This is a genomic window from Pseudomonas sp. yb_2, from assembly GCF_043103905.1.
Lineage (GTDB): Bacteria > Pseudomonadota > Gammaproteobacteria > Pseudomonadales > Pseudomonadaceae > Aquipseudomonas > Aquipseudomonas alloputida.
Window position 1 is genome coordinate 14,420 of record NZ_JBICKH010000052.1, and the last position, 24,551, is coordinate 38,970.

General features: G+C 63.9%; 22 protein-coding genes, 1 pseudogene and 2 riboswitches. Of the genes and pseudogenes, 16 read left to right on the plus strand and 7 right to left on the minus strand.

Annotation, left to right across the window (positions count from 1 at the left end; translation table 11 throughout):
* Positions 1 to 64 precede the first annotated feature (64 nt).
* Together ACF8FB_RS12050 and ACF8FB_RS12055 are read left to right on the plus strand one after the other, a co-directional pair.
* A complete protein-coding gene (locus ACF8FB_RS12050) occupies positions 65 to 661 on the plus strand; it encodes an NAD(P)H-dependent oxidoreductase (RefSeq protein WP_129932516.1) in 597 nt (198 codons plus the stop codon).
* A gap of 15 nt (positions 662 to 676) precedes the next feature.
* A pseudogene (locus ACF8FB_RS12055) lies at positions 677 to 1,363 on the plus strand (TonB-dependent siderophore receptor); the annotation flags it as partial.
* A 7-nt stretch (positions 1,364 to 1,370) separates the two neighbouring features.
* Here ACF8FB_RS12055 and thpR read toward each other — a convergent pair.
* Positions 1,371 to 1,916 carry an RNA 2',3'-cyclic phosphodiesterase gene (thpR, locus tag ACF8FB_RS12060; protein WP_392511382.1) on the minus strand — a complete coding sequence of 182 codons (546 nt, stop codon included), beginning with the start codon at positions 1,914 to 1,916 and terminating at the stop codon, positions 1,371 to 1,373.
* 158 nt (positions 1,917 to 2,074) lie between these two features.
* On the opposite strand from thpR, the gene lpxO reads away from it, so the two are divergent.
* The 8 genes from lpxO to ACF8FB_RS12100 all read left to right on the plus strand — a co-directional run bounded on the left by lpxO (position 2,075) and on the right by ACF8FB_RS12100 (position 11,117).
* Positions 2,075 to 2,974, plus strand: coding sequence for a lipid A hydroxylase LpxO (lpxO, locus tag ACF8FB_RS12065; protein ID WP_004573732.1), 900 nt, complete (start codon positions 2,075 to 2,077; stop codon positions 2,972 to 2,974).
* Positions 2,975 to 3,091: 117 nt separating this feature from the next.
* Complete coding sequence (locus ACF8FB_RS12070; RefSeq protein ID WP_014591592.1) at positions 3,092 to 3,436, plus strand: carboxymuconolactone decarboxylase family protein; 345 nt, start codon at positions 3,092 to 3,094, stop codon at positions 3,434 to 3,436.
* Positions 3,437 to 3,514: 78 nt separating this feature from the next.
* Positions 3,515 to 4,084: a GNAT family N-acetyltransferase gene (locus ACF8FB_RS12075; protein WP_049587612.1), complete on the plus strand. Its 570-nt coding sequence runs from the start codon at positions 3,515 to 3,517 to the stop codon at positions 4,082 to 4,084.
* Between the two features lie 156 nt (positions 4,085 to 4,240).
* Positions 4,241 to 4,449: riboswitch (cobalamin riboswitch) on the plus strand.
* A gap of 108 nt (positions 4,450 to 4,557) precedes the next feature.
* A complete protein-coding gene (locus ACF8FB_RS12080; protein WP_392511383.1) occupies positions 4,558 to 6,684 on the plus strand; it encodes a TonB-dependent receptor in 2,127 nt (708 codons plus the stop codon).
* Between the two features lie 117 nt (positions 6,685 to 6,801).
* Entirely contained in the window at positions 6,802 to 7,968 is a 1,167-nt protein-coding gene (locus tag ACF8FB_RS12085) for a DUF1624 domain-containing protein (protein ID WP_060489001.1), read from the plus strand.
* A 28-nt stretch (positions 7,969 to 7,996) separates the two neighbouring features.
* Positions 7,997 to 8,195, plus strand: a riboswitch (cobalamin riboswitch).
* 110 nt (positions 8,196 to 8,305) lie between these two features.
* The gene (locus ACF8FB_RS12090; RefSeq protein ID WP_049587609.1) at positions 8,306 to 9,316 is read left to right on the plus strand and encodes an ABC transporter substrate-binding protein; all 1,011 of its coding nucleotides are present in this window, start codon (positions 8,306 to 8,308) and stop codon (positions 9,314 to 9,316) included.
* A complete protein-coding gene (locus ACF8FB_RS12095; protein WP_392511384.1) occupies positions 9,316 to 10,332 on the plus strand; it encodes a FecCD family ABC transporter permease in 1,017 nt (338 codons plus the stop codon). Before ACF8FB_RS12090 ends, ACF8FB_RS12095 begins: the two co-directional genes overlap by 1 nt.
* Positions 10,329 to 11,117: an ABC transporter ATP-binding protein gene (locus ACF8FB_RS12100; RefSeq protein WP_392511385.1), complete on the plus strand. Its 789-nt coding sequence runs from the start codon at positions 10,329 to 10,331 to the stop codon at positions 11,115 to 11,117. Before ACF8FB_RS12095 ends, ACF8FB_RS12100 begins: the two co-directional genes overlap by 4 nt.
* Positions 11,118 to 11,173: 56 nt before the next feature.
* Here the strand turns inward: ACF8FB_RS12100 and ACF8FB_RS12105 are convergent, their stop codons facing one another.
* Positions 11,174 to 11,671: a GNAT family N-acetyltransferase gene (locus tag ACF8FB_RS12105; protein WP_392511386.1), complete on the minus strand. Its 498-nt coding sequence runs from the start codon at positions 11,669 to 11,671 to the stop codon at positions 11,174 to 11,176.
* Between the two features lie 133 nt (positions 11,672 to 11,804).
* On the opposite strand from ACF8FB_RS12105, the gene ACF8FB_RS12110 reads away from it, so the two are divergent.
* From ACF8FB_RS12110 to ACF8FB_RS12125, 4 genes are all read left to right on the plus strand, one after another.
* Positions 11,805 to 12,284: a hypothetical protein gene (locus ACF8FB_RS12110; RefSeq protein WP_010953367.1), complete on the plus strand. Its 480-nt coding sequence runs from the start codon at positions 11,805 to 11,807 to the stop codon at positions 12,282 to 12,284.
* A gap of 59 nt (positions 12,285 to 12,343) precedes the next feature.
* Positions 12,344 to 13,915, plus strand: a complete 1,572-nt coding sequence (locus ACF8FB_RS12115) for a sensor domain-containing diguanylate cyclase (RefSeq protein ID WP_350297652.1) — start codon at positions 12,344 to 12,346, stop codon at positions 13,913 to 13,915.
* A gap of 159 nt (positions 13,916 to 14,074) precedes the next feature.
* Positions 14,075 to 14,851, plus strand: a complete 777-nt coding sequence (locus tag ACF8FB_RS12120) for a ParA family protein (protein WP_049587603.1) — start codon at positions 14,075 to 14,077, stop codon at positions 14,849 to 14,851.
* Positions 14,852 to 15,031: 180 nt separating this feature from the next.
* Positions 15,032 to 16,369, plus strand: coding sequence for an MFS transporter (locus tag ACF8FB_RS12125; protein WP_350297651.1), 1,338 nt, complete (start codon positions 15,032 to 15,034; stop codon positions 16,367 to 16,369).
* A gap of 32 nt (positions 16,370 to 16,401) precedes the next feature.
* On the opposite strand, the gene ACF8FB_RS12130 is transcribed toward ACF8FB_RS12125, so the two are convergent.
* Genes ACF8FB_RS12130 through ACF8FB_RS12140 form a run of 3 tightly spaced genes read right to left on the minus strand, consistent with a single transcriptional unit; the run spans position 16,402 to position 22,025 of the window.
* Positions 16,402 to 19,548 (minus strand): efflux RND transporter permease subunit, encoded by a 3,147-nt coding sequence (locus ACF8FB_RS12130; protein WP_392511387.1) that lies wholly within the window; start codon positions 19,546 to 19,548, stop codon positions 16,402 to 16,404.
* A gap of 16 nt (positions 19,549 to 19,564) precedes the next feature.
* Positions 19,565 to 20,779, minus strand: coding sequence for an efflux RND transporter periplasmic adaptor subunit (locus ACF8FB_RS12135; RefSeq protein ID WP_392511388.1), 1,215 nt, complete (start codon positions 20,777 to 20,779; stop codon positions 19,565 to 19,567).
* Positions 20,772 to 22,025, minus strand: a complete 1,254-nt coding sequence (locus ACF8FB_RS12140) for a TolC family protein (RefSeq protein WP_239607863.1) — start codon at positions 22,023 to 22,025, stop codon at positions 20,772 to 20,774. The genes ACF8FB_RS12135 and ACF8FB_RS12140 overlap by 8 nt, the downstream gene beginning before the upstream one ends.
* A 262-nt stretch (positions 22,026 to 22,287) precedes the next feature.
* On the opposite strand from ACF8FB_RS12140, the gene aroQ reads away from it, so the two are divergent.
* On the plus strand, positions 22,288 to 22,737 hold the full coding sequence (aroQ, locus tag ACF8FB_RS12145) for a type II 3-dehydroquinate dehydratase (RefSeq protein ID WP_003250469.1): 450 nt from the start codon (positions 22,288 to 22,290) through the stop codon (positions 22,735 to 22,737).
* Positions 22,734 to 23,582 (plus strand): shikimate dehydrogenase, encoded by an 849-nt coding sequence (locus tag ACF8FB_RS12150; protein ID WP_010953360.1) that lies wholly within the window; start codon positions 22,734 to 22,736, stop codon positions 23,580 to 23,582. The genes aroQ and ACF8FB_RS12150 overlap by 4 nt, the downstream gene beginning before the upstream one ends.
* A gap of 113 nt (positions 23,583 to 23,695) precedes the next feature.
* Here ACF8FB_RS12150 and ACF8FB_RS12155 read toward each other — a convergent pair whose 3' ends face one another.
* Entirely contained in the window at positions 23,696 to 24,211 is a 516-nt protein-coding gene (locus ACF8FB_RS12155; RefSeq protein ID WP_049587599.1) for a thioredoxin family protein, read from the minus strand.
* Between the two features lie 10 nt (positions 24,212 to 24,221).
* The gene (locus tag ACF8FB_RS12160; protein ID WP_010953358.1) at positions 24,222 to 24,497 is read right to left on the minus strand and encodes a DUF2790 domain-containing protein; all 276 of its coding nucleotides are present in this window, start codon (positions 24,495 to 24,497) and stop codon (positions 24,222 to 24,224) included.
* Positions 24,498 to 24,551 lie beyond the last annotated feature (54 nt).

A 24,551-nucleotide genomic window follows, 5' to 3' on the forward strand; every position in this document is an offset into this window, starting at 1 on the left:
AGCGTAACTTACCTGGAGTATATAACGCTTCAGGCTACCCTGCATCCTTGAACGGAGAGCCACCATGCACGCTCTGATCGTCGTCGGTCACCATGACCCGCAATCCCTCACCCACGCGCTGGCCCGGCAGGTTGCCGACGGCCTGGCCAGCGTCGGCCACAGCAGCGAAATCGCCGACCTGGCCAGCGAAGGCTTCGACCCCCGCTTCAGCCTGGCAGACCATGCCGTGCATCGCCGGCTGGCAGCACCGCCGGCCGATGTACTCAACGAGCAGGCACGCATCGAGCGCGCAGATGCCCTGGTGCTGGTCTATCCGATCTACTGGTGGTCGCTGCCGGCCTTGCTCAAGGGCTGGGTCGAGCGGGTATTCAGCAACGGCTGGGCGTTCGACTATGAAGGGGGCACGACGGTCAAGAAATTGCGCGGCATGAAGGTTCACCTGGTCGGCATTGCAGGTGCCGATACAGGCACCTTCGAGCGGCATGGCTATGGCGAGGCGATGCGCGTGCAGATCGAGCACGGCATCTTCGACTATTGCGGCGCAAAGGTACTCAGTTCCACATTGCTGGATGACAGCGAAGGGGCTGACCAACTTCCCCACTTGCACCACGCACACGCTTTGGGCAAAAAACTGTTTGCAGATTGCCAGGCCGCAGCCTGAACCGGCACAGTACCCTGGTACGCTAGCTACACCGACGTGTTCGTACCGCAAACCGAACGCGCCGTGGGCAATGCGCCGCTCAAACCGGTGATCGGCAGCAACTACGAAACGGGCCTGAAGGGCGAACTGCTCGACGGCCGGGTCAACGCCTCGATCGCACTGTTTCGCTACGACCAGGAAAACCGCGCCGTCACCGACGTAGCCTCGGGCTTCGCCTGCGATGACTGGTACTGCTCCAGCGCAGCGGGCAAGGTGCGCAGCCAAGGCGTTGAAGCCGAAATCAGCGGCGAAGTGCTGAATGGCCTGCAGCTGTTCGCAGGCTACACCTACAACACCACCAAGTTCCTCGATGACCCTGACGAGAAAGGCCGCACCTTCAGCCAGTGGACACCCAAGCACATGCTGCGTGCATGGGCCGATTACACCCTGCCACTGGGCGGCCAGCGCTGGAGCACCGGCCTGGGCTTCACCACCCAGAGCCACACCCTCGGCTACGAGCGTACCTACACCGTGCCTGGCTATACCGTGTGGAGCGCACGCGTGGCGTACCAGCTAACCCCCGAAGTGAACCTTGCCGTCAACGCCAACAACCTGTTCGACAAGAAGTACTGGGTTGCAGGCTTCAACCAGCTCAATGGCAGCAACAACTATGGCGAGCCACGCAACCTCATGCTGACGGTGAAATACACCCCGCAACTCTGACCTCGGGTCAGCCTGCCAGCGGCCACTGCGCCAAGGGCCGGTAAGCGCCCTTGCGTGACTCGTAAAGCGTGAAGTGGCGCGCGCTGAGGTAGAACTCCGGCGCGCTGCTGGCCTCGGGTGGTTGCCCGCGGTAATCCCTGGACAGGGTCAAGTGTGGCCGATACTCACGGTTGGCCGCCTCCACCCCCAACGGCAGCAGTGCCTGCTGCAAGCCGTATACCAGTTGCAACAGGGCTGGCGGTGTCTGCTGTGGCTCCAGCACCAGCGCGCCGGCCCGCTGCCACACCTGCAAGCGGTCAAGCAGAAGCCGCGGTGCCCTGGGAGGCAGCGCCAGTTGATCGACTGCCGCACAGATCGCAGGCACCTGGGCGGTATCTACATCGCCGAGGAACAGCAGCGTGACATGGAAGTTGGCCGCCGGCACCGGTTTGCCGCTGCGCAGGTTCAGCCCGCGCCGCCACTGGGCCAGGTCACGGCGCTGCGCGTCGCTGACCGGCAAGGCGAAGAACAGCCGCTTGAACGGGCTACCGCTGGGGCGTATATCCTGAACCATACAAACTCCCTGACATGAAACGTTTGCGCAAGACGGTAGGGTATTACACCAATGTCGCCCCGCAGTTTCATAACAATAAGTACAAACTGCCCCCATGATTGTTTATGCTGGCGGGCTCATGCCTCGGCGCATGGCCATTTTTCGACAAGTAAACGTCCATGAAAATTGCACTCGTACTTATCTTCGTCTTCTCGATCGCCTATGTTCACCTGCGCGGTCGGGTTCGCCACAAGCTGACTCGGCAGCTGGGCGACCACTCCAGCTTCCTGGCCCCGATCAACAGCTTCCTGTACCTGTTCTCCAAACACCCGGCCAAGCCCTACCTGCCGGTCGAGGCCTTTCCAGAACTGAAACCGCTGCAGGACCACTGGCAGGAGATCCGTGAGGAAGGCCGCCAGTTGCTGCACGTAGGCGAAATCAAGAAATCCGACAATTACGATGACGTCGGTTTCAACTCGTTCTTCAAGACCGGCTGGAAACGTTTTTACCTGAAGTGGTATGGCGAAAGCCACCCGTCGGCAATGGCCCTTTGCCCACGCACGACCGAGCTGCTGCAAGGCATCGGCACGGTCAAGGCCGCCATGTTCGCCACCCTGCCTCCGGGAGCCAAGCTGGTGCGCCACCGTGACCCGTATGCCGGTTCGTACCGTTACCACCTGGGCCTGGACACGCCGAATGACGACGGCTGCTACATCGACGTGGACGGCGAGAAATACGCCTGGCGCGATGGCGAGGGGGTGATCTTCGACGAAACCTACATCCACTATGCAGCCAACACCACCGAGCACAACCGCATCATCCTGTTCTGCGACGTCGAGCGCCCGCTCAAGTACCGCTGGGCAACCGCGTTCAACCGCTGGTTCAGCCGCAACGTGATGGCCGCTGCCGCTGCGCCCAACGACGCCAGCGACAAGACCGGTGGCATCAACCGCCTGTTCACCCGCATCTACAAGATCCGCGAGCGTGGCAAGGCGCTGAAGAAGCGCAACCGCATGCGCTACTACCTGGAAAAATGGGCAGTGGTCGCGGCGTTGGTGCTGGTGTTCATCTACATCTGAAGGCTCAACGCAGGCCACCGTACGAGTGACCTGCGTTTACCCACCAAAGTACCGCCTCGCACGTGCCACGCTTCGACTAGCCTGAAAGCTCCACTCGCAACCCCCAAGGTGAAGACGATGAGCATGATGGACTGGGACGCCTACCGTAAGCAGTTGATGGCCGGCATCGGCGATCTCAAGCAACTCTCCCCCGACACCGTAGCCGGCTACATGACCGCCAGCGGTGCAGGTGCCAAGACCAACCACCTGGATGCCAAGACCCGCGAGCTGATCTCCTTGGCCGTGGCTGTGACCACCCGCTGCGACGGCTGTATCGCCGTGCATTCGCAGCAGGCCGTCAAAGCGGGTGCCAGCCGCGAGGAAATTGCCGAGGCCCTCGGCGTGGCCGTGGCCATGAACGCCGGTGCCGCGCTGGTGTACTCGGCCCGCGCAATGGACGCGGTGGGCAAGGCCAACGGTTGAGCACAAACGGCGTCGTCGCCCTTGCGCGACGGCGCCGCGCCACCCAGACTGGGCGGCTCACCCCGCGCAGGAACCCGCATGATCCACATTCGCCCAATGACGCCGGACGATTTCGATCGTTTTTGGCCCACCTTCCAGGCCATTGTCCAAGCCCGTGAAACCTACGCTTTCGACCCGGCGCTGAGCTTCGAGCAAGCCCGCCAGCTGTGGCTGGAGCTGCCCTTGCACACGCTGTTGGCCGAAGAAGATGGCGAGCTACTGGGGTCGTATTACCTCAAGCCCAATGCTGCCGGGCCTGGTGCGCATGTGGGCAACTGCGGCTACATGGTCTGCGAACAGGCGCGCGGCCGGGGCGTGGCGCGCTTGATGTGCGAGCACTCGCAAAAGCTGGCGCGCCAGGAAGGCTTTCTGGCATTGCAGTTCAACTCGGTGGTAGCCAGCAACGAAGTGGCCGTGGCGCTATGGCACAAGCTGGGCTTTGAAACAGTCGGCCGTTTGCCCAAGGCCTACCGTCATGCCCGCCTGGGGCTGGTGGACTGCCTGGTGATGTACAAGTGGCTGGCGGATGAGCCGGTGGTGGAAAAGCCACCCCTGCTGATCGGGCGCAAGAACATCGAGGCACGGGTATCGCGGCGCCGCGGGCGCTAGCCATTTCAGGCAAGCCTGCCTTCACACCAAGCTCGTCAAGCTGGGGCCTGATGTTCATGCCACATTTGGTCTCGGCGCCGCAAAAACGCACAACCTGTTGTTTTTTCTCAGCATTCACAGCACACCAACATTTGACGCCCCAGCATTTCAGTGGTCAGATGCGCGCCAGTTTCAGGTGCCCTGCGCCGCCGCGCGCAGGGTGAAACGGGAAACCGGTGCGTCGTGTTGCCCACGACAAGTCCGGTGCTGCCCCCGCAACGGTAAGCGAGCGAACCCTTCGAGATACCACTGTGCTCAAGCATGGGAAGGTGAAGGTTTCATGCCCCTCGCAAGCCCGGAGACCGGCCTGGAGCTTCACTTGGCAACCCGCGGTGGGCGGGCGCAGGCCGGAATCCGTGCGCGCGCCTGCCTGCATGGTTCGCCTTTGCGTGTTTTCCACCGGGATCCATTCATTCCTGCAGCAGTGGAACGACATGTCCCGTATGTTCAAGCTTCACCCCCTGGCGGCCTGCCTGGCCGTCGCCCTGCCGGCGCTGGCTGATGACCACGACCCGCAGCCTCTGGCCCTGCCTTCCACGGCCATCACCGACACCCAGGACAACCGCACCATCGACCTGGCCACGCCGACCCAGGCCGGCTCGCGCCTTGGCCTCAGCGCCCTGGAAACACCGGCCAGCATCAGCAGCATCAGCGAACGGCAGATTCAGCAGCGCAACAACATCACGGTGCAGGATGCAGTGACCCGCTCGCCGGGCATCACCTTCGTCGGCTCCCCGGGGGACGGCGGTACTGGCCTGTCTGCCCGCGGCTTTGCCGGCCACAGCTCGGTGATGACCCTGTTCGACGGCGCGCGCCTGTACACCGGTGCCGGCACCCAGACCTTCCCGGTCGACCCGTGGATGGTCGAACGCATCGAAGTGATTCGCGGCCCGGCCTCGGTACTGCATGGCGAAGGCGCCACCGGCGCAGTGATCAACGTGATCCCGAAAAAACCTTTTGCCGGCGAGGTGCGCAACCACCTGCGCCTGGGTTATGGCTCGTGGGACCGCCAGCAGCTCGGTCTGGACAGCGGCGGCAGCCTCAGCGAGCGCCTGAGCTACCGCCTGACGCTGAATCAACAGGCCGGCAATGGCTGGGTCGATCGCACCGCTTCACGTAGCCTGGCCCTGAGCGCCGCGCTGCGTTTTGATGCCAGTGACAATCTCAGCTTCACCCTGGCCCATGACCGCGGCGATGCACAACCTGCCAACTACTACGGTACCCCGCTGATCGACGGCCACTACCGCAGCAGCCTGCGCAAGAAGAACTACAACGTGCAGAACGACGTGCAGCAGTACGTTGATGAATGGACCCGGCTCACGACCGACTGGGCGCTGAACGACCAGCTCAGCGCCAGCAACCAGCTGTACTACATCAAAAGCCGCCGCCACTGGCGCAACGCCGAGGACTACAGCTGGGACACCGGGCGTGAGCAACTGCTGCGCGGCAGCTACCTGGAGATCAAGCACAACCAGGAACAGTTCGGTGACCGCCAGACCTTCACCTTCGACCACAGCCTGTTAGGCCTGGCCAGCAAGACCGTGCTCGGTACCGAGTACAACAAGGTGCGATTCAACGTCGACAGCAATTCACCCTACAACGATGTCGGCGGCGACTACATCGACCCGTGGCAGCCACAGTCAGGCTGGTTTCATAGCGCCTCGCCGTTGCGGCCGCAAACGCTCTCGACCACCCATACCTTTGCCCTGTTTGCCGAAAACCGCCTGCAATTGAGCGACCGCCTGTCTTTGGTTACCGGTGTACGTCGCGACCAGAACCACATCGACCGCAACAACCTGACCAACGACAGCCGCAGCGATCGCAGCCTGCAAGGGGGCAACTGGCGCGTCGGGCTGGTGTACGCACTCAACGACGACCTGTCGTTGTACGGCCAGTACTCGACCAGCGAGGACGGGGTCAACAACCTCATCAGCCTCAGCCCCGCGCAGATGAACTATGACCTGACCGAGGCGAAGCAGACCGAGGTCGGCCTCAAGCAGCGCTTTTGGGAGGGACGTGGCGAATGGACGCTTGCCGCCTACCACATCGTCAAGAAAAAGCTGCTGGTGGACGACCCGATCACGCACGAGAAGCAACAAGCCGGGCAGCAGACCTCCGATGGCCTGGAAGCGACGCTGGAGCTGGCCCTGGCCCATCAGTGGCAGGTGTCGGCCAACGCATCGCTGGTACGTGCCAAGTACGACGACTTCGACGAAATGGTCGGCGCCCTGCCGCAGGACCGCGCAGGCAACCGGCCGGCCAACGTGCCACGGCGTACCGCCAACCTTTGGCTGAGCAAAGGTTTCGGCCAGCAGGTGGAGGCCGGCATTGGGGCGCGCTATGTGGATGAGCGTTATGCCGATACCGCCAATACCCAGAGCGCCCCCGGGTACACCGTGGTCGATGCCAACATCGCCTGGCAGGTGTTGCCGGATGTGAAGTTGGGGTTGCAGTTGAACAACCTGTTCGATCGCGAGTATGTACAGTCGGCGTTCAGCGGGCAGCAGTGGTTGATGGGGATACCGCGGTCGTACTTCGCGACGGTGGATTACAGCTTCTGATCTGGGTGGCTTGTGCCGCGAAGAGCCCGGCACAGTCCACACAAAAACCTCTATTCCCTTTCAGCGCCTTGTTATACGATAACGTTTCACATGAAATTCATTCCTATTAGACAACCCATGACAAGCGCCATCACCACGCCCACTCTGATCACCCAGCGCCTGCAGAGCATCGATGCCCTGCGCGGCCTGGTGATCCTGTTCATGCTCCTGGACCATGCCCGCGAGACTTTCCTCCTGCACCGCCAGGTCAGCGACCCCATGGCCATCGACACCACGGAACCGGCGCTTTTCTTCAGCCGCACCCTCGCCCACCTGTGTGCGCCTGTGTTCGTCCTGCTGACCGGCCTGTCGGCCTGGCTGTATGGCGAGAAGCATCAGGGCCGTGGCGACGTCTCGGCGTTCCTGTTCAAACGGGGGCTGTTCCTGGTGGTGCTGGAGTTCACCCTGGTCAACTTTGCCTGGACCTTCCAGTTGCCCCCCAGCGTGATCTACCTGCAAGTGATCTGGGCCATCGGCGTCAGCATGATCGCCCTGTCGCTGCTGGTGTGGCTGCCACGCGCCGCGCTGCTCGCACTGGGCGCCAGCATCGTCGCCGGCCACAACCTGCTCGACGGCCTGCACTTTGGCGTGGATTCAGCCCTGCATGTGCCGTGGGCAATCCTGCATGATCGCGGCTGGCTGGCGTTTTCCGAAAACCTGCACCTGCGCACGTCTTACCCGGTGCTGCCGTGGATCGGCGTAATCGCCTTGGGCTACGGCCTGGGCCCCTGGTTCGCCCGCGGCAGCGATGCCGGCCAACGCCAGCAATACCTGCTGGTGGCGGGTTTGCTCGCGCTGCTTGGCTTCGTCCTGCTGCGCATGTTCAACGGTTACGGTGAGGCACCGTGGAGCGGTTACCCAACCTTCACGCAAACCCTGATGAGCTTCTTCAACATCACCAAATACCCACCGTCGCTGCTGTTCCTGACCCTGACCCTGGGCTGCGGCCTGTTGTTGTTGCGCGCGTTCGAACGGGCCGGCCAGGCGCGCTGGATCACTGCCCTGGCGGTGTTCGGTGCGGCACCGATGTTCTTCTACCTGCTGCACCTGTATGTGCTGAAGCTACTGTACCTGGCCTGCGTGGCGCTGTTCGGGCTCAACCATGGCGACTACTTCGGTTTCGACGGTATTGCAGCGGTGTGGCTGGGCGCGGTGCTGCTGGCGGTTGCGCTGTACCTGCCGGTGCGCGGGTTCGCCCGCCTGAAGCAGCGTCGCCGCGACATCCGTTGGCTGAAGTACTTCTGAAAAGCGTTTTCACCTGGCGGCGCGATGGTCTACCATGCGGGCCGCCGGTTTCCACCACGGAACTAACAGGGAATCCCAGGCCTGCCAGTACAGGCCAATCGGAACTGCCCCCGCAACTGTAGGTGCCGAGCCTGCTCCATCGATGCCACTGGGCCTACCGCCCGGGAAGGCCGGAGCCGGGCCGTGACGCACCAGTCAGGAGACCTGCCGGCCTACATTCACCAACCGGCGGGGTGTCCGGGATTGGCCATCCGTGTTGCCCCGGCCACCCGCTGGGGCTCGGCGATGCCTGTCCGTGCGTTCCTCACCAGAACTGTCCGATAGGAGATCGCCCAGCATGCTGCTCCGTTTCGCCACCCTGCTCGCGGGCCTAAGCCTCACTGGCCTGGCCCAGGCCGCTGCCACCCACTACCCGCTGACGGTCGACAACTGCGGCAAGCCGCAGGTTTTTGCCCAGGCGCCGCAGCGCGCCGTCACCATCGGCCAGGCCGGTACCGAGCTGCTCTATGCCCTGGGGCTGGGGGACAAGCTGGCGGGCACCTCGCTGTGGTTTAACAACGTATTGCCGGAATACCAGGCGGTGAACGCCAAGGTGCCGCGCCTGGCCGACAACGACCCCAGCTTCGAGGCGGTGGTCGGCAAGCGCCCGCAACTGGTCGCGGCGCAGTTCGAATGGATGGTCGGTGCCCAGGGCGTGGTCGCCACCCGCGAGCAGTTCGATGAGCTGAAGATCCCCACCTACGTGCTGCCATCGGACTGCGAGGGCAAGGACAACCTGGTCGGTGCAGACGGCACCCGCCTGCAAGCGTTCCAGGTAGACAGCATCTACAAGAGCGTCAGCGAACTGGCCGAGATCTTCGACGTTCAGGACCGCGGCGCGGCACTGAACGCCGAATTGCAAGGGCGCCTCGACAGCGCCAGGGCACAGCTGGCCGGCAAGGACCTGTCGGCAACTTCGGCGCTGTTCTGGTTCTCCAGCGCCGACCTGGACATCGACCCCTATGTGGCCGGCCGCCAGGGTGTCGCCGACTTCATGCTGCGCACCCTCGGTGTGCGCAACGTGGTCGAGTCCAGCGAAGAATGGCCAAGCGTAGGCTGGGAAACCCTGGCCAAGGCCAATCCGACCTGGCTGATCATCGCGCGCATGGACCGCCGCCGTTTCCCCGCCGACGACTACCAGAAAAAGCTCGAATTCCTGCGCAGTGACCCGGTAACCCGCAACATGGACGCGGTGAAGCACGACCGCATCATTATCCTCGACGCCGACGCCATGCAGGCCGGCATCCGCCTGTTCCGCGGCGTGCAGACGCTGTCCACGGCCTTCGCCAGCGGTAAAGCAGCCCCGTGATGATCCGCCTGTTACCCTGCATCGCGGTTGCCCTGGCCGCTCTGTTGGCCGCCCTGCTGGCCGGTACCGCCATTGGCGAAACCAACCTGTCGCCCAGCGTGGTTGGCCAGGTGCTGGCCAACCACCTGTGGCAAGCCGCCTACCCGGTGGACCCGATCGACGCCGGCATCATCTGGAACTACCGCCTGACCCGCACCCTGGTCGCGGCCGCTTGCGGCGCCGGGCTGGCCACCTGTGGTGTCATCCTGCAGGCGATGCTGCGCAACCCACTGGCCGAGCCCTACCTGCTGGGGCTGTCTGCCGGTGCCTCGACCGGCGCGGTACTGGTCGGCCTGCTGGGCCTGGGTAGCCTGGCATTAAGCATGTCCGCAGGGGCTTTCATCGGTGCCGGTGCCGCATTCGCCCTGGTGCTGGTGCTGGCCCGCGCGGCCGGCCCCAGCAGCAACAATGCACAGGTCATCCTTGCCGGTATCGCCGGCTCGCAGCTGTTCAATGCACTGACCGCCTTCCTGATCACCAAGTCGGCCACCGCCGAACAGGCGCGCGGCATCCTGTTCTGGCTGCTTGGCAACCTGAGCGGCGTGCGCTGGCCTTCGGTGTGGCTGGCCGTACCGGTGGCGGTTTTCGGCTTGCTGGTGTGCCTGTGGCATCGCCGTGCGCTGGATGCCTTTACCTTCGGTGCCGATTCGGCCGCCTCGCTGGGCATTCCGGTGCGGCGCACCCAGTTGCTGCTGATCAGTTGTGCAGCGCTGGTGACGGCGGTGATGGTGTCCATTGTCGGCGCCATCGGTTTTGTCGGGCTGGTTATCCCCCATGCCCTGCGCCTTCTGCTCGGCCCCGGGCACAGCCGTCTGTTGCCCGCCAGCGCACTGGGCGGTGCGCTGTTCCTGATTGCGGCAGACATTCTTTCGCGCACGCTGATCACCGGCCAGGTGATCCCGGTGGGCGTGGTTACGGCGCTGATCGGTGCCCCCGTATTCGCACTGATTCTGGTCAGCCGTCGGGGGCGCCCATGACCGCCATGGCAGCTGTTCGCATCCCTCCGCTGGCCTGCCATGGGCTGGGGCTGCAACTGGCCGGAAATACCGTGCTCAGCGATATCGACCTTCGCGTTGTCGCCGGTGAAACCCTGGGCATCGTCGGCCCCAACGGCTCGGGTAAATCCTCGCTATTGAAGTTGCTGGCAGGGCTGCGCAAACCCGCCTGCGGCAGCGTGCAGCTCCTGGGTGAGCCACTGGCACAGATGCCCCGCCGCCGTGTTGCCCAGGCGCTGGCGCTGGTCGAGCAACAGGCCGACACACTTGATGCGATCAGCGTGTTCGACGCGGTTGCCTTGGGCCGCACGCCCTGGCTCTCGGCCCTGGCACCGTTCTCCCGGCAGGACTGCGCCATCGTCGAGCAAGCCCTGGCCGACCTCGACGCCCTGCACCTGCGTACGCGCCTGTGGGGGTCGCTGTCCGGTGGCGAGCGCCAGCGTGTGCACATCGCCCGTGCGCTGGCCCAACGGCCGCAGGTGCTGCTGCTGGACGAACCGACCAACCACCTGGACATTCAGCATCAGCTAAGCCTGCTGCAACAAGTGCAGGCGCTGCCGGTCACCACCCTGGTAGCGCTGCATGACCTCAACCAGGCGCTGACCTGCGACCGTGTCGCGGTTCTCGACAAGGGCCGTCTGGTCGCCCTCGGCAACCCCTTCAAAGTCCTTACCCCCGAGCGCCTGTTGAGCACCTTCGGCGTCCACGCCCACTACCTCACCGACCCTTTCGACGGCGCGCGCATCCTGCGCTTTCGCGCCCCCTGAACCTGGTAGCCTTGCCCATGCTGTTGCGTCATCGCCAACAGGCACGTTCCCACAGGTCAGCGTAATCGCAACTGCATGTGCGTGGTCTGCCACACCGGGTCCTGCTCCACGTCCACCACCGTGAAGCCTTGCCGCTCCCAGAACGCAATGGCACCCGGCAGAAACGGATGAGTATGCAAGTAAAGGCAGTCCAAGCCCGCTTGCATCGCCCGTTCGCGCAAGGCACCAAACAAGGCAGCAGCCAGGCCATGCCTGCGGTAGGCCGGCAACACGAACAGCCGCACCACCTCGACTACCCGCTCTGCGTGGTAATCAAGCTGGGCAAAGCGATGGTCATAGGGCAAGTAACCGATCACCGCGACCAGCCGCCCACCCTCACGGGCTTCCAGAAAGCAGCCCGCACCGTCCAGGTAAGTGTCGGCGAAATGCGCCAGGTCACGCGGCAAGGGTGCGTTGGCGAGCATCGGGAAAAGCGCACGCCGGGCGCTGTCGACAAACGCCAGCACTTCGGCAATGGCGTCACGCGCCACAGGTTGCAGGGTCCAGTTCGGCATCGGGCTGTTGCCAGTGTGGTTGGGAGCGTACGGTTCTACCGCAGCGTGCCGCTCAAGGCAAATCACGGGGCTCGTCGCGGCAAGGCGGACATCGGTATAATCAGCAGTCTTCACTGCCCGACCAGGCCACACCATGCCTCGCCTCCCGAAGTTGCTGTTACCCCTGTTGCTGGCTGCTGCACTCACCGCCTGCGACCAGAAACCCTCCCGTGAAGAACAGATCCTCAGCCAGCTGCCGCTGCAGGACGCCTACACGCACAACATCGAGCGCATGTCCGCGCTGCTGGGCCGCAGTCATCCGCAGTTGTCGCAAGCGACCATCCAGGACGTACTGCGCAAGCACCTCACTGTCGAGGACCAGCGCCGGGACCTGTTCCGCCTGTACAGCGAAAAGAACTTCAGCGACGCCGAATTCGCCACCATCGTCGCCGCCACCCAGGACCCAGCCAAAGCTCGCGCCCTGGAAGACACCGAAGCCGGCAAACGCTTGAGCGAAAAACTCACCGCCCTGATGCGCGAAACCGCCCGCGATGTGAACGTGCAGGCCTTGGTCGAGCAGCGCATGCAACGGGTGGAAGACGAACTTGAGGCGCTGGACAATGCAGGCTCTTGAGCACTGCCGGCCAAGGTAACTTCCGTTCAGCCGCCCTTTACGATCACCCGAGGTCAGGATTGACACACACCAAGCATGGATTGCGCCTGGATCTACGTACACTCATTCTGGTGCTCTGCGCCCTCACCGCAGTGGTCATGCTGTGCGCCAGCTATTTCGCCAGCTACCGGGTGCAGCGCCAGCTATTGATCGACAATGCCCTGGAAGCCAACCGGGTGTATGCGACCAAGCTGGCCAGCATCACCGAAACCTTCATTGGCAACGCCTTGCAGCAACTGATGTTCAGCGCCAGCGTACAAAGCCGGCAGTTGAGCGATGCCGCTGCGCTGCAGGTGGAAAGCGATCGCGTACTGGGCCAGAGCATGGCCTTCAACTCCACCTTCGTGATCGACGCCAACGGTGTACTGCTGGCAGTATCCCCCGCCCCGCTACGCCACCTGGTCGGCACCCACGTGCAGTCTCCCGGCGCCCTGGAAGCCCTGCACGAACGCCGTCCACTGGTTTCCACGCCCTACCTGTCGGCGGCCGACAACCTGGTGGTCGCGCTGTCGCAACCCATTTTCGATCGCGACGGCCGCTACCTGGGGTATGTGGGTGGCAGCCTGTACCTGCGTGAACGCAACATCCTCAACAGCCTGCTGGGCGAGCATTTCTACAAGGACGGTTCGTACCTGTATGTGGTCGACCGCAACCGACGCCTGCTGTACCACCCCCATAGCGAGCGGGTAGGCACGGTGGTGGAGGGCAATGCGCTGGTCGACCAGTTGGCGACACTGGACAGCGGTACCCGGCAGCTTACCAATAGCCTGGGCGTGGAAATGCTCGCAGGCTTCGCCACCGTCCCCAGCGCCGGCTGGGGCGTGGTAGCGCAGCAGCCCTTGGTGCAGACGGTGGCGCCGTTGCACCATCTGGTGCTGAACGTGATCGCCAGTTCGGCGCCCTTGGCGCTGGTTGGCAGCCTGCTGCTGTGGTGGCTGGCCCGTACCATCGCCCGACCGCTCTGGAAGCTTGCCGCCGGTGCCCGCACGATGGACCGCGCCGCTACCGCCGAGCACTTGCATCAGGTGCGGGCCTGGTACTTCGAGGCAGCAGAGCTCAAGCGCGCGTTGCTGTTCAGCCTGAACTTGCTGCAAGAGCGTATCGGCCGGCTCAATCGGGACGCCCAGACCGATCCACTGACCGGCCTGGGCAACCGCCGCAGCCTGGAAATCAGCCTGTCGTTACTGGAGGCTGAAAACCGGGAGTTTGCAGCCATTGCGCTGGATATCGACCACTTCAAGCGGATAAATGACAACCATGGACACGAAGTGGGCGACCAGGTGCTGCGCCAGCTGGCGGAGCTCATGCGCCGTTGTTGCCGCGAGGGCGACCTGCTGTGTCGCACCGGTGGCGAGGAGTTCCTGATATTGCTGCCTGGGGCCACCCTGAACGTGGCGGCCGCGGTGGCCGAACGGTTGCGTGTGACCGTACAGGATATGCCGGTGGAACCGGTGGGGGCAGTGACGATTTCGCTGGGGGTGACGCACTGGGATGGAGAGACTCACGGCGAGCCCATGAACGCATTGGGCGAGGCTGACCGGGCGCTTTACCGGGCCAAGCAAGAGGGGCGCAACCGGGTCGCTTTTGCCTGAACGTCTTGTGTTGTACCCATCGGGCAGGCTTGCCCGTGAAAATGCCGGTACAGGCAACGATGATTCGGAGGCTTGTAACAATTCCTGTCATAAAACTGCAGCGTTTCAGTCATAGGATTGACCCCGACCTGACATTTTTACTTCATGGATGAGCGTCTCATGCGTCGTGTGGTTTTCAATCAGAAAGGTGGCGTCGGCAAATCCAGCATCGCCTGCAACCTCGCCGCTGCCAGCGCCGCCGAGGGCTACCGAACCTTGCTGGTCGACCTCGACCCGCAGGCCAATGCCACTTTCTACCTCACCGGGCTGGTCAACGACACCATTCCACCCGGCATCGCCGACTTCTTCCGCCAGACCTTGTCGCCGGTTACCGCCGCCGGCAAGAAGCACCGCGTGGCAATCACCGAAACCCGCTACAACAACCTGCACCTGGTCACCGCCAGCCCAGACCTCAGCGACCTGCAAAGCAAGCTGGAGAGCAAGTTCAAGATCAACAAGCTGCGCAAGTTGCTGGTGGCACTGGAAGAGGACTATGAGCGGATCTACATCGACACCCCACCCGCACTGAATTTCTACACCTTCAGCGCGCTGGTGGCGGCCGAGCGTCTGTTGATTCCGTTCGACTGCGACAGTTTCTCGCGCCAGGCCCTGCACAGTGTCATGGCCGAGGTCGAAGAACTGCGTCAGGACCACAACCCCGCGCTGGTGGTGGAAGGTGTGGTAGTCAATCAGTTCGCCGGGCGCACGGCGCTGCACCAGACCTTGGTCGATCAACTGCGCAACGAAGGCATGCCGGTGCTGCCGGTGTACCTGAGCAGTTCGATCAAGATGCGCGAATCGCACCATGCCTCGGTGCCATTGGTGCATTTGGCGCCGCGGCATAAACTGGCCCTGGAATTCATCGATTTGCTGGATGTGCTTGAGCGTGCGGCCTGACAGGCCGTTGGGGGCACTCCGGCTGTAACCTGCTGCACCGGTCGAATCAGGTATACCGAGGTCGCCCTCGACAAAGCGCCTTGCAGCGCTCGGCTATCTACTGGCAAGCACAATAACGATGGCGCGGCCCGACTGCGCCACTTTCAACATGGCTGCCAAAGGAAACCGGAGAGCACCCGCATGTCCGCACATCATGAGGTATCCCCCGCCACCCTGCGCAGGGTAATTGCCGCTTCGGCCATCGGCAATTTCGTCGAATGGTTCGACTTCGCCGTGTACGGCTTTCTCGCCACGCTGATCGCCAGCCAGTTCTTCGCCAGCGAAGACGCCAGCGTGGCCTTGCTCAAAACCTTCGCGGTGTTCGCCGTGGCCTTTGCGCTGCGCCCTTTGGGCGGCATCGTCTTCGGCGCCTTGGGCGACCGCCTGGGACGCAAGCGCATCCTGTCGCTGACCATCTTGCTGATGGCCGGCTCCACCACGTTGATCGGCCTGCTGCCGACCTACGCCAGTATCGGCCTGGCAGCCCCGGCGCTGCTGACCCTGGCCCGCTGCCTGCAGGGTTTTTCTGCCGGCGGCGAATATGCCGGGGCTTGCGCCTATCTGATGGAGCACGCGCCTGACGGCAAGCGTGCCTTTTATGGCAGCTTCGTGCCTGTGTCGACCTTTTCTGCCTTTGCCTGTGCGGCGGTGATCGCGTATGGCCTGGAAGCCAGCCTGTCGACCGAGGCGATGAATGCCTGGGGTTGGCGCATTCCGTTCCTGATTGCAGCACCGCTGGGCCTGGTCGGCCTGTACCTGCGCTGGCGCATGGAAGAAACCCCGGCGTTCCGCGAAGCCGTCGCCCAGGGCAAGGAGCACGAGCATTCACCGCTGAAGGAAACCCTGCGCCACCATGGCCGGGTCATTCGCAACCTGGGGGCGTTCATTTCGCTGACCGCATTGTCGTTCTACATGTTCACCACCTACTTCGCCACCTACCTGCAACTGGTCGGCAACCTGACCCGCGCGCAGTCACTGCTGGTAACCACCGTGGCCCTGCTGTTCGCTGCGGTCGGCTGCCCGCTGGCCGGGGCATTTTCGGACCGGGTGGGGCGACGCAAGACCATCGGCTTTACCTGCCTGTGGGTGATGCTGTGCGTGTTCCCGGCGTACTGGCTGGCCAGCTCTGGCTCGATGTCGGGTGCGCTGCTGGGGGTGATCCTGCTCGCGGTGGGGGCATTGTGCAGCGGCGTGGTTACCGCAGCCTTGCTGTCGGAAAGCTTCCCTACCCGTACCCGCTACACCGCTTCGGCAATTACCTACAACGTGGCCTACACGCTATTTGGCGGCACAGCGCCGCTGGTGGCAACCTGGCTCATCGCACAGACCGGCAGCAGCCTGGCACCGGCGTTCTACCTGGTGGTGATTGCGCTGGTGGCGTTGGTGGGCGGGTTGGCGTTGCCGGAAACGTCGCGGATTTCTTTGCATGACGACCTGGGTGTGGACGGTGTACGGGCTGGTGCCCGAAGGGCCGTTTGAGGTTGTTGGGGCTGCCTTGCAGCCCCAAATGCTCAGCCTTCCTGCTGCTCATCCCGCCGATACGCCCACTGATACAACGCCGGCAACACCAGCAACGTCAGCGCGGTAGAAGACAAGATTCCGCCAATCACCACCGTCGCCAGTGGCCGCTGCACCTCTGCCCCGGTCCCGGTGGCCAAGGCCATCGGTATGAACCCCAGCGAGGCCACCAGCGCCGTCATCAGTACTGGCCGCAAGCGGGTCAGCGCCCCCTCCTCGACCGCCGCCCGCAGCGTGCGCCCTTCCTCGCGCAGCCCGCGGATAAAGGCAATCATCACCAGCCCGTTCAACACTGCCACTCCCGACAATGCAATGAACCCGACGCCGGCAGAAATAGACAGCGGAATATCACGCACCCACAGCGCCAGCACCCCGCCGGTCAGGGCAAAGGGGATGCCGGTGAACACCAGCAGGCCATCCCTGAGGTTGTTGAACATCATCAGCAACAGCGCCATGACCAGCAGCAAGGCCACCGGCACCACCACCTGCAGGCGCTCGGCTGCCGACTGCAACTGTTCGAACTGCCCTCCCCAACGCGTCCAGTAACCCGGTGGTACCTGCACCTGGTCGATCAAGGCCTGCTCAGCCTCTTGCACAAACGAGCCCAGGTCGCGTCCACGCACGTTGGCACTGACCACCACCACGCGCTTGCCATCTTCGCGGCTCACCTGATTCGGGCCCAATTGCAGGTTCAGCGTGGCGACCTGCGACAGCGGGATGAAACCGATTTGCCCGGCCCCCTCAGCGGCATTGGCCGGAACCGGAATCAGCAGGCTGGCCAGCCCGTCGACATCGGTCCGCAAGGTCTCCGACAGGCGCACGACCATGTCGAAGCGGCGGTCGCCTTCATACAGCGTACCGGCGGTGCGGCCGCCCACGGCAATGGCGATGGCATCCTGCACATCGCCCACATTCAGGCCATGACGGGCGGCCTTGTCACGGTCGATGTCGATGGTCAGTACCGGCAGGCCCGTCGTCTGCTCCACCTTCACCTCGGACGCGCCCGACACCCCTTGCAGGCTGGCAGCGATCTGTGCGGCAGTGCGGTTGAGCACCTCCATGTCGTCACCGAACAGCTTCACCGCCACATCACTGCGCACCCCGGAAATCAGCTCGTTGAACCGCAGCTGAATCGGCTGCGACAGCTCATAGTTGCTGCCCGGCACACTGGCAGCGGCGCGTTGCACCTGGGCGATCAGTTCATCTCGCGGTTTGCCCGGGTCAACCCATTGTTCGCGCGGGCGCAGCATCACGTAGGCATCGGAAATGTTTGGCGGCATCGGGTCGGAGGCAATCTCGGCAGTGCCGGTGCGGGCAAACACCCGCTCCACCTCCGGCACCTGGGCGATGATCGCCTGCTCCAGGCGCTGTTGCATGTCCACCGACTGCGACAGGCTGGTGCCCGGCACGCGCAGGGCCTGCAGGGCGAAGTCACCCTCGCTGAGGCTGGGGATGAACTCGCTGCCCATGCGGCTGGCCATCACGCCCGACAACAGCACCAGGGCGGCGGCGGCGGCACATGCCAGTTTGCGCCGGCCCAGCACCCAGGCCAGAACCGGGGCATAGCGCTGCCGTGCCGTACGCATCACCAGGCCTTCCTCTTCCTTGACCTTGCCGGTGACGAACAGGGCAATGGCTGCCGGAACGAACGTGACCGAAAGGATCATCGCGCCCAACAGGGCCATGACCACGGTAAAGGCCATAGGGTGGAACATCTTGCCCTCGACCCCGGTCAGGGCAAAGATCGGCAGGTACACCACCATGATGATCAACTGCCCATAGATCAGCGGCCGGCGTGCTTCGCGGGCAGCGGCAAACACCTCATGGAACCGTTCGCCGCGGGTCAGCATGCGACCGTGGCGCTGCTGGGCATGGGCCAGGCGACGGATGGCGTTTTCCACGATCACCACCGCGCCGTCGACGATGATGCCGAAGTCCAGCGCGCCCAGGCTCATCAGGTTGGCACTGACCTTGTTGCTGAACATACCGGTAAAGGTGAATAGCATCGAAAGCGGGATAACCATGGCCGTGATCAGCGCAGCACGAATGTTGCCGAGGAACAGGAACAGCACGGCAATCACCAGGATCGCACCTTCGATCAGGTTTTTCTTTACCGTGGCGATGGCTTTCTCCACCAGGTTGGTGCGGTCGTACACCGTCACGGCGACTACGCCCTTGGGCAGGTTGCGATTGATCTCGACCAATTTTGCAGCGACCGCCTGCGACACCGTGCGGCTGTTCTCGCCAATCAGCATGAACACCGTGCCCAGCACCACTTCCCGACCGTTTTCGGTGGCTGCCCCCGAGCGCAGCTCTTCGCCAAGGCCAACCTGGGCGACATGGCTGACGCGGATCGGCGTGCCGTCGACGCTGGAGATAACGATGTTGGCAATGTCTTCGGCCGAGGCCACCTGGCCCGGCGCGCGAATCAGCAACTGCTCGCCATTGCGCTCGATATAGCCAGCGCCAATGTTGGCGTTATTGCGCTCCAGCGCTGCAATCAGGTCGTTGAGGGTGAGCTTGTAGGCCGCCAGGCGCTTGGGCTCTGGTGCAATCAGGTATTGCTTGGCATGGCCGCCGATGCTGTTGACCTCGGCCACACCCGGCACATTGCGCAGCTGCGGCTTGATGATCCAGTCCTGAATCACCCGCAGGTCAGTTGGGGTGTACGGTGTGCCGTCTTCCTTGAGCGCCCCCTCCTGGGCTTCCACCGTCCACAGGAAAATTTCCCCCAGCCCGGTGGAGATCGGCCCCATGCCCGCCTCGATGCCCTCAGGCAATTGCTCGCGGGCCACCTGCAGGCGCTCGTTGACCAGTTGGCGGGCGAAGAAGATATCGGTGCCATCATCGAAAATGACCGTGACTTGCGACAGGCCCGAGCGCGACAGCGAGCGGGTCTGCTTGAGCCCTGGCAGGCCAGCCATCGCGGTCTCGATGGCAAAGGTGATGCGCTGCTCGGTCTCCAGCGGCGAATAGCCGGGGGCGGCGGTGTTGATCTGCACCTGGACGTTAGTGATGTCCGGCACAGCATCGATCGGCAGTTTCTGGTAGCTGTGGATACCCACCGCGGCCATCAGGGCCACGGCCAGCATCACCACCAGGCGCTGCTCGATGGCAAATTGAATCAGGCGTTCGAACATGCAGGTGTCCCCGTGATCAGTGGCTGTGCTCGGCCGAGCCCTTGCCCAGTTCCGACTTGAGGACAAAGCTGCCGGCGGCTGCAACCTGAGTACCGGCGGCCAGGCCGCTGGTGATTTCCACCTGGCCAGCATCGCGACGGCCAGTCTTCACCGGGCGCGCCTCGAAGCCTTCCTCCGTGCGGGCGAACACCACGGTTTGCGCCTCCCAGGTTTGCAGGGCGCTTTCCGGCACCGCCACGGCGGCATCGAAGCGGTCGACGCTGACAGCCACATTGACGAACAGCCCGGGGCGCCAGGCGCCATTGGGGTTGGCCAGTGTGGCACGCACAGTGGCGGCACGGTTCTGCTCGCCGAGCAGGCTGCCGACGTAGTTGACCTTGCCCAGAACCTGGGCGCCCAGGTCCGGCGCACTGACCGTGACTTCACGGCCGGTCACCACCTTGCCCAGGTCACGAGGGGCCACGGCGAAGGTGGCCCACACCCGGCTCAGGTCGGACAGGGTGAACGCGTTGCTGGTCTCATCGACCACCTCGCCCACGGTCAGGTGCTTCTCCACGACGACCGCATCGAAGGGGGCGCGCAGTTCATAGCGGTTGCCGGCACCGGCCGGCCCCACCGCTGCGACCTTCTGCCGAGCATTGGCCAGGGCGATCTCGGCCTCCTGCAGCGCCTGACGTGCCTGCAGGTAATCCTGCTCGGCGCTGATTCGCTCCTGCCACAGCTGTTGTTCCCGTTGAAAGGTCAACCGCGCCAGTTCCAGGCGACGTTGAGCGGCCTGCTGCTCACTGCGCAGGTCGGAGATCTGCTGGCTGGCAATCACCGCCAGTACCTGGCCGCGCTTGACCGCCTGGCCCAGCTCGGCGTGCACCGCTTCGACCACACCCGGCACGCGGGGTACTACATGAGCGGTGCGGTCCTCGTCAAAGCGGATCTCACCCGGGAAGCTGATGGCGATGCCCAGCTCACGGGGGCCTGCGGCAGCCAGTTGTATGCCAGCCGATTCGATCTGCGCGATAGACAGGTGCAGCTGGCCTTCTTCTTCGCCGTGCTCCTTCTCTGCATGGCCTTCGACGGCCTGCGCTGCAGCATGGCCGTGGCTGTCTTCACCATGGTCGTCATGGGGGGCTTGAGCCTTGGACGCCTGGCCGAGGTTGCCGGTCCAGGCCAGGCCCGTGAGGCCAAGCGCAGCAATGGCGGCAGCCAGAAGGGCTAGCTTGCGTGGGTTAGTCATTGTTGCTCCTGCTATTGGGTTTGTTGCTCACGCCATCGAGATCGCCGTAGATCCGCTCCACTTGTGCACGCGCGTCGGTCGCCGAGGCCAGCGCCTCGAGGTACAGCCCGCGAGCCTCGATCAGCGTGCGCTGGGCGTCGAGTACATCGAGGAAAGCGAACTTGCCCATTTCAAAACCGCGGGTGGCGGTGTCCACGGCCTGCTGCGCAGCAGGCAGGATGGTGCGGTCATAGGCTTCAACGTCCTGCATCGCCGCCTCCCACTGGCTGATGGCACTACGGGTTTCACTGCGCAGACGCAGCGCCACGGCATTGCGCAGGTCACGCGCCTGGTCGGCGCGACGCGCAGCTGCCAGAACATTGCCCTGGTTGCGGTCGAACAGCGGCAACGGCATGGACAGGCCAACCACGTTCACTCGCTCCCGGTCTTCGCGGCTGTACTGGCTGCCAAGGCTGACGGTGAGGTTGGGGATACGCTGGGCTTTTTCCGCCCCCAGGGAGGCGTCGCCGCGCTCGACCTGGGCAGCGGCCAGGCGCCATTCGGCAGTCTTTTCGACCTGGTCAAGCAAGGTGTCGGCACCCGGCGCAATGCCTGGCGAAAGGTTGGCTGCCTGCAACCGGTCGAAGCTTGCCAGCGGGCTGCCCGTCAACCGGGCCAAGGCCTGGTAGGCCACACTGCGCTGGGTTTTCGCGCGACGCACTTCGGCCTGGGCCTGGGCCAGTTGCACCTGGGCACGGGTGGCCTCCACCGGTGATGACTGGCCTGCCGTAACCCGCCCTTGCACCACCCGCAGACCTCGTTCAGTCAACGCCTGCGACTGCTGAGCCAACTCCAGCGCGGTCTGTGCACGCAAGGCAGCGTGGAAAGCCTGCACCACATCGGCCCGCAGGGCGTTGCGCTGGCGCTCCAGGTCAAGCTGGGCAATGGCCTGGCCGGCACCCGCCACGGCGAGACGTGCGCCGCGCTTCCCGCCCAGCTCCAGCGGCTGGCTGAGGGTGACGGTGGTGGTGCTGGTGTCGCGGCGGGTGTCCTCGACCTCCCAGGCCAGCTCCGGGTTGGGGAGCAGCCCGGCCTGGCGCCGCTCGCCATCGGCAATGCCAATTTCACGGCCGGCTGCAGCCAGCTCCGGGTTCTGGGCGAAAGCGGCGGTAAGCGCCTGGGGCAGGCTCAGCACCTGGCTGGCCTGGGCGCCGGTGGCACTGGCCAGCAGCAGACAGAGCAAGGCGATCTTGCGGGGGATGGGCACGAAACAGTCCTCTGGGCGAAGCATTGGCGAGGGACTGTAGAAAGGGCTGGTTATCGGGGCGGTGGCGGCAAGATTACAATTTTGTAATGACGCCCTGCGGTTCGTTGCAGGGGCAGCTTTGCACGGCTGGGTACAGAGCATTCAACGCCCAATAAGTTCGATAATCGCCCACTTTCCCGGTGCGACGATCTTGGCCAATTGACGGAACTAACCAGTCAGTACAAAACTACGTGCATTCAACAACAACAAAGCGATGCCCGTCATGAAGCCCCTTATTCTCGTGCTCAACGGCCCCAACCTGAACATGCTGGGCACCCGCGAGCCTGCCCAGTACGGCCACGAAACCCTCGCTGACCTGGCTCAGGGATGTGCCGACACTGCCCACGCCCACGGCCTGGAAATCGAATTCCGTCAGACCAACCACGAAGGTGAACTGATCGACTGGATCCACGCCGCCCGTGGCCGCTGCGCCGGCATTGTGATCAACCCTGGCGCCTGGACGCACACCTCGGTCGCCATCCGCGATGCCCTGGTGGCCAGCGAACTGCCGGTGATCGAGGTGCACCTGTCCAATGTGCACAAACGCGAGCCGTTCCGTCACTTGTCGTTCGTATCGTCCATCGCCGTCGGTGTCATCTGCGGCCTGGGCAGCCACGGCTACCGCATGGCGCTGAGCCACTTCGCCGAGCTGTTGCAGGAGCGTGCGGCATGAGCCAGCAAGCCATCCTCGCCGGCCTGATCGGCCGCGGCATCCAACTGTCACGTACGCCGGCCCTGCACGAACACGAAGGCGACGCCCAGGCCCTGCGCTACCTGTACCGGCTGATCGACGCCGACCAGTTGCAACTGGACGACAGCGCCCTGCCCGGCCTGCTCGAAGCCGCGCAACATACCGGTTTCACCGGGCTGAACATTACCTACCCGTTCAAGCAGGCGATCCTGCCGTTGCTCGACGAGCTGTCCGACGAGGCCCGTGGTATCGGCGCGGTAAACACCGTGGTGCTCAAGGACGGCAAGCGCGTCGGCCACAACACCGATTGCCTGGGCTTTGCCGAAGGCTTGCGCCGTGGCCTGCCCGACGTTGCACGGCGCCAGGTGGTGCAGATGGGTGCCGGTGGCGCTGGCTCGGCCGTGGCCCATGCCCTGCTGGGTGAAGGGGTAGAACGGCTGGTGCTGTTCGAAGTGGATGCGACCCGTGCGCAGGCGTTGGTGGACAACCTGAACACCCATTTCGGCGCGGAGCGCGCCGTGCTTGGCACCGACCTGGCCACAGCCTTGGCCGAAGCGGACGGGCTGGTCAACACCACGCCGGTGGGCATGGCCAAGCTACCGGGCACGCCACTGCCGGTGGAGTTGTTGCATCCCCGCCTGTGGGTGGCAGAGATCATCTACTTCCCGCTGGAGACCGAACTGCTGCGCGCGGCCCGGGCACTGGGCTGCCGCACGCTGGATGGCAGCAACATGGCGGTGTTCCAGGCGGTGAAGGCATTCGAGCTGTTCAGCGGGCGGCAGGCGGATGCGGCGCGGATGCAGGCGCACTTTGCCAGTTTCACCTGATAGAAAAGTGTTGGCTTCTTCGCGGGCACGCCCGCTCCCACAGGTACTGCGCAAACGTTACTGATTGCACTGTCCCTGTGGGGCATGCCCGCGAAGAGGCCGGTACAGGAGAATCACCCTTTTTCATCCAGCAAAGCCTGTATCACCTGTTCCTGCCCACCATAATCCCCCTCGCCAAAGTGCACATGGCGCACCTGCCCCTTGCGGTCGACAAAGTAATGCGCCGGCCAGAACTGGTTGCCCCAGGCATTCCACACCTTGTAGTCATTATCTACCGCCACCGGATACCCGATACCCAACCGGGCTACCTTGTCCCGCAAAGTCGCCACATCATGCTCGTAGTCGAACTCAGGGGTGTGCACCCCTACCACCACCAGCCCTTGATCGGCATAGCGCCGCGCCCAATCATTCACATGCGGCAGGCTGCGCCGGCAGTTGATGCAGTCCCAGGTCCAGAAGTCCACCAGCACCACCTTGCCCTTGAGCCCCGGGGCATCCAGGGGCGGCGAATTCAACCACTGGCTGGCGCCCGCCAGCGATGGCATGGCGCCGTAGCTGTCGCGTGCCTTCAGGTGCCCAGCCAACCCAAGCCCCGTCAGCGCCAGCGCAAAACCACCGGCCTTGAGCATCCGGCGCCGATCAGTTTTCATGGCAACCGTCCGTGGCATAGGTGAGGTACTGCACGCTTTGCCGCTGGCCATGGGAGTCAAGGTAGTCCATTCGGGTATTCACCAGGCCGCAGGCATTGCGCTGATCATCCTGCACCGACAGCACTCTCTTCACATCCAGAGGCTCACCGTAGCGGTACTGCATGACCCCGCCATCCTGCATCGGGGCAGTGGCGGCCTGGGCGGCGATGGCACCGAAGCCGAGCACGGCGAACAGGCTGGCGCTGGCGATAGTCTTGAGGTTCATGGCTTCTCTCCTGGGTAACACTTGGGTGTGAGGAGTGTTGCTCCCCGGTCGAGA